The organism is Vibrio sp. C8 (genome assembly GCF_054051265.1).
Map to the genome: position 1 here is coordinate 322,496 of NZ_JBPAOE010000022.1, position 12,793 is coordinate 335,288.

Here is a 12,793-nt window from a genome sequence, read left to right on the forward strand (position 1 = left end):
CTTCCTGTCATCACTGCCAGGGCAAAATCTAGGATTCAACATCCAGCTTGCGGATAACACGTGCAGGTGTACCACCCACCAATGTATCCGGTGGAACATCGCTATTGACAACAGAGTTGGCAGCAATCACAGAGCGCGCGCCGATAGTGACACCTTGGTTAATGACCACGTTGCCTCCAACCCAAACATCATCTTCAACCACAATCGGTTTACACGTGGTTTCCCAGCGCCTTCTCGCCTTGTAATCCAGAGGATGAGTCGGTGTATAAAACTGAGCGTTAGGGCCAATCAAAACATTGTTGCCAATTGTGATAGGGGCATTGTCCAACATTACTACGTTCATATTAATGAAGGTTTCTTCGCCAATAGAGATGGTTTTGCCAAATTCACAGTGAAAAGGTGGCTGAACAAGGCTTCTGCCAATTTTTCCAAACAACTTTGACTGCAATACCAGACGCTCTTCTTGGTCAATACACTGATTAATATCCAGTTTAAGCTGCGCTGTGGTTTTACGAAGCTCCACTATTTCTGGATCGAATCCGTCAAAATCGAGACCATTCATCATCTTTTCTAATTCTGTCATTACTACACCCTAATGCTGATACACCTTTGATGACTAGAATCGGGATCTTACCCCTTTTTACTCGCTGAAAAACAGAAAAGTGAAAAAGATAAATTTCCTCATTAACTCGTTTAATGTTGTGAGAATAAACGAATCCACTCGCGAAGTTGAACACCACCTTCGGGCGTAAGACTCCACACTAAGAAAGCAATATGCAGTAACATGACGAAGAAAAACAGCAGTTGAAACGTGAAGGATTTAAGCTGTAAATTGAACGAATATTGCCCGATAACCGCCCCCGGCCAACCACCCAATATCGAGAGGAATAACAAGGCAGACTCCGCCGTCACTGCTTTGTTTCGTTTCTGATTGCGCTTATCCAGCAGATAAACGACTAGCACAATGGTAGACGCGCCGAGGTAGTAATAGACTATTGGGAGCGGATACTGCCAGAAATAAACACACCCGCCTAATGTTGCGGCAAACCAGACAACAACCAGCGTAGCCCATGGAAAAGATCGAACACCTTCTACATGGGTGGCTCTGCGGTTGCCGTTTTCATCTTGAGCAATGACGAAGCGAACTGGCTGTTTTAATTCGCCTATATTGACTGAATTCTTTACCTCAGAGAGAAGAAACTTAATCCTCAGCGCCCCTGAATCAGGAATGATATAGCCATAACCTCTGTCTATGTACCATTCTGAAATTGTCCCTTTTAACGCCATGCTTATCTTTCAACAATGATTGGTTCTTTAATCATAGCCAAGCAAAGCACAACCGCTTAGAAACGACCACAGAGTTTTTCCCGCAGACACAAAAAAGGCCGAGCACACGGCTCAGCCTCTTGAACAACAGCGCTTAAATTAAGCAGCCACGATTTCCCAACTGTGGGTCATATCAACGGCTTGTCCTAACATCAAACAAACGGAGCAGTATTTTTTCAGCGAATCCGCCGTTACCTGCTCAACAATTTTGGCATCTAGGTTCTCGCCCGTCACAACAAAGTGAATATTTACGTTAGTAAAGATGCGTGGTGCCGTATCACGACGCTCGGCAGAAAGTTTTGCCACACAGCCAGTCACTTTCTGTTCCGCTTTTTTTAGCCCGTCGACAACATCTACTGAACTGCAACCACCAGCACCCAGCAAAACCATCTCCATTGGGCTAGGGGCAGTAGAACCGCCATTGCCGTCCATCACAACAGAATGGCCTGAGTTAGATTGACCTAAAAACTTAAAATCTTCGACCCACTTTACTTTTGCTTCCATTTTAATACTCATTCTTTATTGTTTCAGAAACTGATATTACAACGCTAACATCAGTGAATTCCACGCCATTCTCACCATGATCTGGCTGATCCACATCGCCATCAAAGCAATCGCGCTACCAATCAGCAGGCACAAGCCATCGCGCTCAATAATACCCAATGCCAGACAAATAATCGCGAAATTTGGCAGAAAGTTAATAAACGGCAGAGGCAGAATAGCAATGGCAGCGAGTACACAGATCATCGCGCCAATCACTCGGCGGCCATTCGCACTGGATAGAGGTTCCCAACGCGGCTTTACATATTCTTCAATGCGCTCCAGCCAAGGCATTACCTCTTGAGTGAACTTCAGCGTTTTTTCACGATGAATACGCTGTTTTTGAATAATATTAGGAAGCCGAGGAGCATGAAAACCCAACGCAATCTGTAACCCAAGCAAGAAATCGGCGACAGCCGCAAAGAAGGAAATACCGGGAATAAGTCCTGCCAGACTCAACATGATCAGCAGTGCACCGTATGAACGGCGTCTAAGTAACTCTAAAAGTTCACCAATAGTCAGATATTGCTCAGGATGAGACTTGAGCGTGTTGATAAGAAACAGCGAGGTTTTTTCCAAAGTGACACCCAAAATGTATAGGTAACGACAAAGCGAGGTACTTCATACCTAACGCTATGTGATGTGATGTGAGCAAACATTATCAAATTTGTCATCAAAAGACGCAATAGACTTAACGGTCGAAGAGACGAATCAACAAAGAATTTACTTTTGGCTCGTTTGAGAAAAGATACATTTAAATATGCCAAATAAGAAAACCCCACTAAGTTTTCACTTAGCGGGGCTCTATTCTCTTCGCAGCAATCCGGCTACTAATAGGTGCTCCCTGCATCTATTCCCTGATAATCTGCTGGTTCCTTCAGCGCATTCCATTTCATCGCCATCCTAGCGGTGTCCTGAATCTGTCATCCTGACAGATGCTTAGTCCCTTAAGTTGTCTATTAACCGTTCTAAAACAACCATCCTAGCTATTTCGAACTTTACGTTAATATCCTTTGCTTTCCTTGCCGACCATTCTTCCTGAACAATCGAATCTTCGTCCTGAAGATACTCTATCCGTGAGCTTTTCCATTTCCATTTCCGTGCCAGCATCCTGCCAACACCTTAAGATTACGACATCGGCATTGAGTAACAAGTACGCTAGACAACAAATATATTCACGAGATTATTGATAAAAACCAAAATACTAACGTTTACAATAATTTATCAAGTAAGACAGCCGTTAATCTCAAGCATTTAAATCAAATATCTCACACGGCTTGTAAGAGATATCTCACAAACAGCACGAGCGATATCTACATCCGATCTGATAGTGCCATCGCCTTACCTCTCCAAACTGGCTTGGAAGCTCTTAGTTTCTTATCTTTTTATAGACTAAAAGACACAAAATCAGGGTATTATTACAATCACACTACTTGTCGCCATGATGACTAGAACAAGCAGATAGCGCAGCGCACTGCTCAACGTTCAGCTTAGCTTCAAGTAGCAGATAACTAGCGCAATTATCAATTATGATTTAGCAGAGGAAGCCTCACTATGATTTCGAAATGGTCACAACGTTTTTACCAAATGGCAGAACTTGTTGGCTCTTGGAGTAAAGACCCTTCAACACAAGTAGGGGCCGTTATTACAAAACAAAATCGAATTGTTTCTGTGGGCTTTAATGGTTACCCACATGGTATTTCAGACAGCGCAAACACAGACGACAGAGATATGAAATATCTCAAAACTCTACACGCTGAAGAAAATGCCATTCTATTTGCTAAACGTGACTTGGACGGATGTGAAGTTTACGTGACACATTTTCCTTGTCCAAACTGCGCAGCCAAGATTATCCAAACTGGTATATCAGCGGTTCACTGCCCTGAGCAAACCGAAGATTTCCTCTCTCGCTGGGGAGATAAAATTAAGGTAAGCCAAGATATGTTTTTGCAAGCGGGTGTGAAGGTTAACTGGTTACCACTCAACGAGTTAAAACCAATAAGTGAAATTCATAAAGAATCTTAAAAATAGCCCTCCAGATGGAGGGCTTTTTTTTATTTAGTGCTCATTTTTGTCTCAAAAGTGAAACAACAATGCAACTTTGAACCGTCATTAACATTTTTCCTGCATGCAACTCAATGTTCGACTTTAACAGTGGCTACACTGAAGTTCAGGTGTCCCGATATACGTTTATCTAGTGGTTATTAAAAGTAAAAGGATAATTCATGAAGTCCACTACAACTGCGAACAACAATCCTGATCAAAAACACTTTCTGGTTACGATTTTATTTCTAATCGCAGTCAGTGCCGTGAGCTACGCCTTACTGACCGAACATCAAACCTTCGCGCGCTACTACTTCATTTATCCACTGTGTATGCTTGCTGCGTACTTTATGAGTAACATTTGGTTTAAACGCGTGCTATCCGTAGTCACTTTTGCCTTGCTGATGGCAGGAAGTTATCTCGAACCGCTGAACATCAGTGTCCTCTCTCAAGCCTTTATACTAGTGCCACTCTGTTATATCGCGATTTTCCCCGGCTCACTGTGGCCTATCTTCGTCGCATTAAGCATTCTCGGGATTTACGTTCCGCACGTTACAAGTGTGCAGATACCTGAGTTCGTCGAAGCGTCAATTGAATTCTCCGCTATAGCCATATTTGCTACTGGCGGCACTTTCTACAAACAGAAACTGGGCAGACAAGTTGAACGCTATCGCAAAGACAGCCTTACCGATTTCCTGACGCAAGTATCCAACCGCAAAGCGTTCAAACAAGATTTAGAATCGATAGCCAAAATTGCGGGAGAAAGCAGTAAAACCAAGTTTGCATTGCTGTTACTCGATCTTGATGACTTCAAACAGATCAACGATTCACTGGGGCACCAACAAGGCGACTTATTGTTAATTCAATTCGCAAAGCGCTTAAGCAATTTGGATTTCAACCGTATCAACATATACCGATTAAGTGGAGATGAGTTCGCAGTGCTATTGCAAGATAAGTACGATGTGAACTTCTACTCTCAGCAAGTAGCCACTTACATCTTAGAAGCCTGTCAATCTGCCTATCATCTCGACAAACGCAGTTACACCATGACCATCAGTATTGGTATCGCGTCATTGGATGACGCTTTATACGACACAGATATCTGGTGTCGAAACGTCGATATTGCACTTAAAAGAGCAAAACAAGCAGGTAAGAACAGCATTCAATGGTTTGATGAGAACTTGATTGGAGAAACCGTCCGCAGCTATCAAATAGAGCGTGAATTGAGCGATGCCATCGAGAAAGGCCAGTTGGCGTTGTATTACCAACCTAAAGTCGATATCAAAACCAATTTGGTGCATGGGGCTGAAGCCTTAATCCGTTGGAAACATCCTGATTTGGGGATTATTCCTCCTGACGAATTTGTGGGCGTTGCCGAACGCAGCCAACAAATTATTCCTATCGGACGCTGGGTGATTGAAACCGCATGTCAGCAAGCCAAAGCGTGGGATCAACTCGGCCACCCGATTTGTGTTGCGGTAAACGTGTCAACCGTGCAGTTTCTTTACGATGACATCTTCCATGTTGTGACCAAAGCACTGAGAGACTCCCAGCTCAATCCTCAGTTATTACAACTGGAAATCACTGAAACCACATTGATGCAGCAGCCACAGCGAGTGGTCGATGCATGCCACGACTTACGTACCTTAGGTATCCGTGTCGCCATTGACGATTTTGGTGTTGCTTATTCTTCATTGAATTACTTAAAACAACTCCCCATCGATGTGTTGAAGATCGATAAATCATTTATTGATGAGTGCTGCTCCAATCACAATGACCACATGTTAGTAAGAACCATCATTCAACTTGGTCATAATATGGGTAAAGTGGTCACTGCAGAAGGCGTGGTCAATGATGAGCAGCTCTATTTGTTGGCAACCGAAGGCTGTGACGAGTACCAAGGCTATTTATACTCTCGCCCAGTCCCTCCTTACGAATTTATGGCTCTTTTATCGAGCAGAAAAGACGTCGCGATCCCTCGTCCTCAAGTTGCCGCTCACGGATAAGTTCATATCCCATCAGATCATCAACATAAGGGGCATTTCGCCCCTTTAATGTTTACTCTTTGCGTAGAGAAAATGATGTGCAGCCAATTTTTATGTAATACCAAACTGTCTTGCCACAATAAAAATTTGGCATAAATACAGATAGACGCGAAATAAGTTCCCTTAATCAGATTCTGTCAATACGTACAAACACTTAAAAACCCACGTTAAAGCTCTAATAATGATCAAGTTAACAGTTAAAAATATGGGCATTATTTTTTCTAGCAGAATAACCTATCAGACATTACAATCCCGCCACATAAAAATAACAATACTTATCCCCCAATACCAAACGCAGTAAAAACTGTGGGTAACAGCTCAACCATAACGTGAAAGGTTTACAGCAATGAGTCCAGAAAAACATCTACTCGATTGGCAGACCAGCCAAACTATCGCAGAATCGATGTCACCTTTAATCGGCCAGCTCTATCGTTTAAAAGGTGTTGAAGTTATTTTGTATGGTAAGACACTGATCAACGCCGCTACCATCGACATCATTAAAACCCACCGCATTGCCCGCCGATACACTGGAACCGCACTCTCTCTAGAACAAACCATGCCGATTTTGCAGCGCTTAGCTGGTTTAGACTTATCGCCATGTCGCATCGATATAGGTCAACTTGGTCACCAGTATTGGCAGCACCACACTGATGAAAACAGCCTAGATGATTTTCTTCAAACCGCACTGCTCAGTAGCTTAAACGGCACCACGATGACGACACCAAAAGATGTGGTTCTCTATGGTTTTGGTCGTATCGGCCGGTTACTGGCTCGCTTGTTGATTGAAAAAAGTGGCCCAGGCTACCCACTAAGACTGCGTGCCATTGTTGTTCGCGGTGGTAAACATGGTGATTTGGAAAAACGCGCAAGCTTGCTAAGAAGAGACTCGGTACACGGTCAGTTCAATGGCAGCATCATTGTTGACAACGAACATAAAGCACTCATCGTTAACGGTAATTTCATCAAAGTTATCTATGCCAACTCCCCTGAAGAGATTGATTACACCAGTTATGACATCCACAACGCACTCGTTGTGGATAACACAGGTGTATGGCGTGACAGCGAAGGGTTGAGTAAACACTTAAGCTCAAAAGGCGCAAGCAAAGTATTGCTAACGGCTCCGGGCAAAGGTGATATTAAAAACGTGGTATTCGGTGTTAACGAATCCGTAATTCAACCTGAAGACACAATTATTTCAGCAGCAAGCTGCACCACAAACGCTATCACACCGATTCTGAAAGCGATGAATGATAAGTTTGGTGTGGTGTCTGGTCACATTGAAACCGTGCACTCTTTCACCAACGACCAGAACCTCATCGACAACTTCCACAGTGGTGAACGTCGTGGTCGTTCAGCGTCATTGAATATGGTTCTGACTGAAACTGGTGCTGCAAAAGCCGTTGCAAAAGCGCTGCCTGAATTGGCTGGTAAGCTGACTGGTAACTCAATTCGCGTTCCTACGCCAAATGTATCAATGGCGATTGCTAACCTGAACTTAGAAAAGAGCACAGACAAAGAAGCGCTCAATACTTATCTCAGAGAGATGGCACTGAACTCTGCCCTGTCAGCACAAATTGATTACACAGAATCAACAGAGATCGTATCGTCTGACCTTGTAGGTTCACGCTACGCTGGCGTAGTCGATGGTGCTGCGACCATCGCTCAAGATAACCGATGCGTTCTGTACGTTTGGTATGACAATGAGTTTGGTTATAGCTGCCAAGTTGTTCACTGTATGGAACAGATGATGGGTGTGCGCTACAAAACATACCCACAAAAGTAAGAATTAGACTCCACAACATAATAATAACCGATACTGACGAAGTGGTTTCTGACCCATTTAGCCACTGCTTCTGATGACATCCCCCCGTTTTGCCGCTCTATCCCTGATATGAGCGGTTTTTTTTCATCTTTTTTACAAGCAAATTTGCACCAGTAAACTTAACTCTTTTGGAAAAATATAGTTAAACTAACGAACTATATTTTTTGAGAATTTTCTTAAGCAAGAAAGAGGCTAATACTACCTATGAAACAAGCAGTATCTGTGTTTTATGCTCGTTTTAAATCAGCGCCGAAGTGGTTAAGAGCCTCGACATATCTAGCGCTTACCTATATGGCTTATGCCGTCATTATCGGCCTTATTGCCCCTGCGGTTATTCAGTCGCAAGCGCCCAAGCAACTTAGCCAATTGTTAGGCAGAAACGTTCAACTTGAAAAAGTCTCGATTAACCCTTTCCTGCTTAGAGCTCGGATTGAAAATTTCGCCATTCTTGAGCAAGACCAACAACAAGCATTCACTCAGTTTGAAATGCTGGAAGTGGAAGTTAACTTTTGGCAAAGCTTACTAAGCTTAACGCCAACTGTAGACCATCTGTTTCTTGCCCAACCTAGAATTCAGGTACAGCGCTTAGACGAACATAATGCGTTTAACTTCAGTGATATTCTCGAAACATTAGCCAGTAACAATCCACCGCAAGCTCAAGAGAACACGCCTCAAGAGGCCGCCACCAACACGATTCCTGCATTCAAGGTTAACGCTGTTGCTATCACTGATGGTGATGTCCAATTTGCAGATTCCGTTACTGGTGCTGACTTAAGTTACCAACAGATTTCCCTAAAGCTCAACAACATTGATAGTAAGGCTTACACTCTGAGCCTGCCTGCTAACCAAGATGGAAAACTGAATCTGACCGAAAATGCTAACCAGTACCAATTTTCGTTAGTGAGTGCTGATCAAAGCCCGCTCGCTCTCAATGGTCAATTTCAGCTTTCTCCATTTGAAATTAAAGGTGATGTGGCACTCAACGATCTGACGCTAACGCCATATTGGCCATTCGCTAAAGACCTGATAGAAGCACGGTTGAGCGATGGTTCAGTCAGCTTCTCGACCAATTACCATGCAAAACAAGTTAATGACTCACTTTCATACCAAACTCAGAACGGACAGTTCTCGCTCTCCAATCTCGTTTTTAGTGATCAACAATCTGAAAAGGTAAAACTGCCTTCATTGGTTGTCAGTGATATCCAACTGTCCGGCGATGAACAAATGATCAACATCGCTGATATTTCAATGCAAGGCTTATGGTTTGACGCATTATTGGACAAAAATGGGCTCGATTTGGCCGCACTGTTCACGCCAAGAACCCAAACAAAAGGTGTTGCGCCTAATCAGGATACTTCAGCCAATCAGGCAGCAAACCAAGAATCAGCGACACCGGAATGGAAGGTTCGCCTTGAGCAATTCTCAATGGCAGATTCGGACTTTAATGTGTTGGAAAAAGTTCAGTCACAAGGTGTGCACTGGCGCGTCCACCCTATGACGGTGACAACAAAAACGATTCAAAGCGACCTAATCGACCCTATCGAATATGACGTCGCTCTTGATGTGAGCTCAAGTAGCAAGCAGCAGCCAGAAAACACTAGAGGCTCTTTTGCAACTCAAGGTAGTGTTGATGTTAAAGCGCTTAAAGTGGATGGCAATTTGTCCATTAATTCACTGGATCTGACACAGCTACAGCCTTACTTCACCCCTTATCTGAATATTCGCTTAACCAAAGGCGCACTCAATACCAAAGGAAATTATAAAGTCAGCGGATCAGACGACATTAATTTCGACGGCTCGCTCAGTGTTAACAATCTTTTGATGCGTGACACCATCAAGAGAGAACCTTTGGTGAAATGGCACAAAATGTCCGTGGACTCACTGCGTTTTAGTTCAAAGCAAAACCAGTTGATCATCAAAACGGTGTTGCTTGATGCGCCTTACGCTAAAGTAATGATTGCCGAAGATAAGCGCACCAACATTGGTGATATTGTGGTTACTAAGCAGAGCGATACCTCTAATGCTGCAACTGACAACACAACTACAACCAAAGCAACAGTGACCACGAAGAGCAACAGCGGTAAGCCTATGTCGGTCATGATTCAACAGATTAAGTTTGCCAATGGCTCCGCGTTTTTTGCTGACAACTCGCTAACCCCTAACTTTGCATCAGGTATTGAGCTACTCGAAGGTGAAATCAAAAACCTCTCTTCTACTCCGGGAACGAAAGCTAGTGTGGATATTGCTGGCAAAATTGACAAATATGCTCCAGTGACACTGAAAGGTGAAATCAACCCATTGATTGAAAAGCCTTATCTCGATCTCGCCTTAGTGTTTAGAAGCGTTGAGCTGACTTCAGTCAATCCGTATTCTGGAACCTATGCAGGTTATTACATCGATAAAGGTCAGCTGTCACTCGACCTGAACTACCAACTAGATGACAACCAGCTTCAAGGTACAAACCACCTTGTTATCGACCAGCTGCAACTGGGTAAACCCAGTGATTCAAGTCTTGCCACTAGTCTGCCTCTCACTCTGGCGATTGCGATATTGCAAGATCGTCACGGCGTGATTGATTTGGGTGTTAACGTGTCAGGTGAAGTTGATGATCCTGACTTCAGTTTTGGTAGTGTGATTTTGAAAGCGTTCGCCAACATCATTACTAAAGCCGTGACAGCTCCGTTCTCGCTGTTAGCTGATCTTGTCGGTACAGATGAAGAGTTGAATCAAGTCACTTTCCAAGCTGGTATTGCAACCTTAGATGACGAAGAGAAACAGCGCATAGGTAAACTTGCACAAGCGTTGCAGGAAAGACCAATTCTTAAAGTCAGCGTCGAAGGCTCTGTTTCTGCTCCAGACGACAGCTATGCATTGGCAGAACAGAATGTGCAGAAAACCCTGCTTGCCAATAGTGGTCTGGAAACACTCCCTGAACCATTCAGTGCCAGCCGTATTACCGAATCTACGCCGTTAGTCGATGCACTTGAAGAACTTGCAAAGAAACAATTGCAGTTAGATATCAGCCAAGAAAGAAATAAGGTCGAACAGCAACTGACTGAAAAAGCCCAAGGCGCAGAAGTGACCAAAGAACAAATTGGGACCGTTGTTCATATGGGGCTCTACAATCAGTTGGTTAAAGCGACCAACGTCGATAAAAACAGTTTGAGTAATCTCGCAGCAGAGCGCGCAAAAGCGGTCAAAGCGTATTTGGTGGAAGAACAACAAATCAGCCCAGATCGAGTATTCCTGCTCGACAGTAAGACCGATTTGAAAACCGAAAAAAGTGGTGCTGAGTTAACCGTAGGCGCTGAATAACCTTTCTTTACATCCTCAACTCTAGCCCAATCCTTTGTTCTCTAAGGGATTGGGCTTTTATCATCTACCTGAATGGCTTGTTCATGTTTAATTCATCTGTGCTGGACTAAGATGAAGGCAATCAAAACAGGAGCAGACAATGAATAGATTTCTTATTACCGTACTGACGCTCATAACTGGATTTTTCGCACTGACATTAAGTTTGTTGCTCGTCATTCCATTGACGATTGCAGCACTCATCACCGGCAAAAAACTACAAAATCAACTGCATCGTCGTCCGTTTTATCAGGCTCAGAACAATCAGACCTACGGCAATACCATCGATGGTGAGTTTGAAGAAGTGAACACCCATTCGAAGTATTAACAAAGAACCCCTCGTAATATAGGGGTTCTTTGGTATTTATGGCTAGAAAATAACGGGACCTGAACTTACACCGTAAGCAGAACTCGCGCAGCAAGCAGCAGCAAAACAATCCCTGACAAACGATCAATCAATACCGCTCTGGAACGTAGCTTGTCGAGAATGAGTGGGCTTGATAGCAAGAAGGTAATAAAGGTATACCACAAGCCGTCAATGACAAACGGCGTCACAACAATGATCGCTTTACTGCTCAACTCATGCCCAACGGCAACAAACTGACTGAACAATGCGATAAAGAACAGCGCAATCTTTGGGCTTAATAATGAAATCAAAAAGCCTTCGCGCGCAGATTGCCATGCACTTACCGTTTCGCCAGATTCCAACTTCGCAGCCACACCACCTTTAGAACGAATGGCATTGAACCCCAAATAAGCCAGATACCCTGCACCAGCATAACTGATGGTTTTAAACAGCAGTGGCGACTGATGAAGCACCACTGCCAAGCCAATCAATGTAATAAACGCATAAATACCTATGCCGAAAGCATGAGCCCACGCCGTTGCTAAACCGTTGCGACGCCCACCAGCAAGGCTGTGTTTCGCAACCATAGCCAAGCTAGGTCCGGGAGACATTGCACCCAGCAAACAAATAGTAAAAAGTGATAGCCAAACGGTTATTGTCATTGATTATTCCCTATTTTTTGAACATGAGAGGGGGTTGATGAAGTGTTAAACAGTTCTTTTAAAACCGTATGCGTTATCAATTGACGCAGTTGGGAGTAGCTTTGCAGCTCATCTCGAATCGCATTTAGCTTCGCCATGCTTTCCACTTCAACGTACAGCATCATATCGGTTTCACCACTAATCGCATGGCACCACTTCACACCGGGAATCAGATAGATCTTGTGAGCATACAGTTCACAGGAGTGGAGGCTGGCAGAGGTATCAAATTTTAGTGCAAAATAAGCACTCACATTATTGGTGTGATCTGGCTCTGCGATTTGAGCGTGATAGCCCAAAATCACTTTGTCTTGTTCGAGTTTCTTAATACGTGCCGTAACGGCAGAGCGTGAAAGGTTGACTTCGCGGGCAATGTCACTCACAGATGCTCTCGCATCCCCTTGCAATATCTCTATGATTTGTCTGTCAAATTTATCCATCGTACATTCCCATTCTTTTCGCTTCTCATACGTTTTTTCTCAAATAAAAAACGTTGAAAAGTAACCAACTTATCCCGTTGATTCATGGCTAATTTGACACAAATTGCATGGCTAGACTACTGACAATTAACGGGAAGTCTCTTTATGAAAGGAGTTTCACCGTCAAAATGGCGGAAATTCGA

At 43.6% G+C, this 12,793-nt stretch carries 11 protein-coding genes; 5 read left to right on the forward strand and 6 right to left on the reverse strand.

Translation table 11 applies throughout. The annotated features are described in order from the left end of the window. Positions 1 to 28: 28 nt before the first annotated feature. The 4 genes from ACRQQK_RS12800 to ACRQQK_RS12815 form a co-directional block, all read right to left on the reverse strand. Positions 29 to 583, reverse strand: coding sequence for a sugar O-acetyltransferase (locus ACRQQK_RS12800; RefSeq protein ID WP_457511951.1), 555 nt, complete (start codon positions 581 to 583; stop codon positions 29 to 31). A 110-nt stretch (positions 584 to 693) separates the two neighbouring features. Next, positions 694 to 1,287 carry a DUF1294 domain-containing protein gene (locus tag ACRQQK_RS12805; RefSeq protein WP_457511953.1) on the reverse strand — a complete coding sequence of 198 codons (594 nt, stop codon included), beginning with the start codon at positions 1,285 to 1,287 and terminating at the stop codon, positions 694 to 696. Positions 1,288 to 1,425: 138 nt separating this feature from the next. Next, entirely contained in the window at positions 1,426 to 1,830 is a 405-nt protein-coding gene (locus ACRQQK_RS12810) for an OsmC family protein (protein ID WP_457511955.1), read from the reverse strand. 36 nt (positions 1,831 to 1,866) lie between these two features. Further along, positions 1,867 to 2,445: an exopolysaccharide biosynthesis protein gene (locus tag ACRQQK_RS12815; RefSeq protein ID WP_457511957.1), complete on the reverse strand. Its 579-nt coding sequence runs from the start codon at positions 2,443 to 2,445 to the stop codon at positions 1,867 to 1,869. A gap of 975 nt (positions 2,446 to 3,420) precedes the next feature. Between ACRQQK_RS12815 and ACRQQK_RS12820 the strand changes: the two genes are divergently transcribed. The 5 genes from ACRQQK_RS12820 (at position 3,421) to ACRQQK_RS12840 (ending at position 11,455) form a co-directional block, all read left to right on the forward strand. Then, the gene (locus tag ACRQQK_RS12820) at positions 3,421 to 3,891 is read left to right on the forward strand and encodes a dCMP deaminase family protein (protein ID WP_167410696.1); all 471 of its coding nucleotides are present in this window, start codon (positions 3,421 to 3,423) and stop codon (positions 3,889 to 3,891) included. A 200-nt stretch (positions 3,892 to 4,091) separates the two neighbouring features. Then, positions 4,092 to 5,915 carry a putative bifunctional diguanylate cyclase/phosphodiesterase gene (locus ACRQQK_RS12825; RefSeq protein WP_457511959.1) on the forward strand — a complete coding sequence of 608 codons (1,824 nt, stop codon included), beginning with the start codon at positions 4,092 to 4,094 and terminating at the stop codon, positions 5,913 to 5,915. A gap of 385 nt (positions 5,916 to 6,300) precedes the next feature. Next, positions 6,301 to 7,737 (forward strand): glyceraldehyde-3-phosphate dehydrogenase, encoded by a 1,437-nt coding sequence (locus ACRQQK_RS12830; RefSeq protein WP_457511961.1) that lies wholly within the window; start codon positions 6,301 to 6,303, stop codon positions 7,735 to 7,737. A gap of 243 nt (positions 7,738 to 7,980) precedes the next feature. Next, positions 7,981 to 11,091 (forward strand): DUF748 domain-containing protein, encoded by a 3,111-nt coding sequence (locus ACRQQK_RS12835; RefSeq protein ID WP_457511963.1) that lies wholly within the window; start codon positions 7,981 to 7,983, stop codon positions 11,089 to 11,091. Positions 11,092 to 11,230: 139 nt separating this feature from the next. Continuing rightward, positions 11,231 to 11,455 carry an FxsA family protein gene (locus ACRQQK_RS12840; RefSeq protein ID WP_042479645.1) on the forward strand — a complete coding sequence of 75 codons (225 nt, stop codon included), beginning with the start codon at positions 11,231 to 11,233 and terminating at the stop codon, positions 11,453 to 11,455. 65 nt (positions 11,456 to 11,520) lie between these two features. On the opposite strand, the gene ACRQQK_RS12845 is transcribed toward ACRQQK_RS12840, so the two are convergent. Continuing rightward, the gene (locus ACRQQK_RS12845; protein WP_042479644.1) at positions 11,521 to 12,135 is read right to left on the reverse strand and encodes a LysE family translocator; all 615 of its coding nucleotides are present in this window, start codon (positions 12,133 to 12,135) and stop codon (positions 11,521 to 11,523) included. Then, entirely contained in the window at positions 12,132 to 12,611 is a 480-nt protein-coding gene (locus tag ACRQQK_RS12850; RefSeq protein WP_457511966.1) for an Lrp/AsnC family transcriptional regulator, read from the reverse strand. The genes ACRQQK_RS12845 and ACRQQK_RS12850 overlap by 4 nt, the downstream gene beginning before the upstream one ends. Positions 12,612 to 12,793 lie beyond the last annotated feature (182 nt).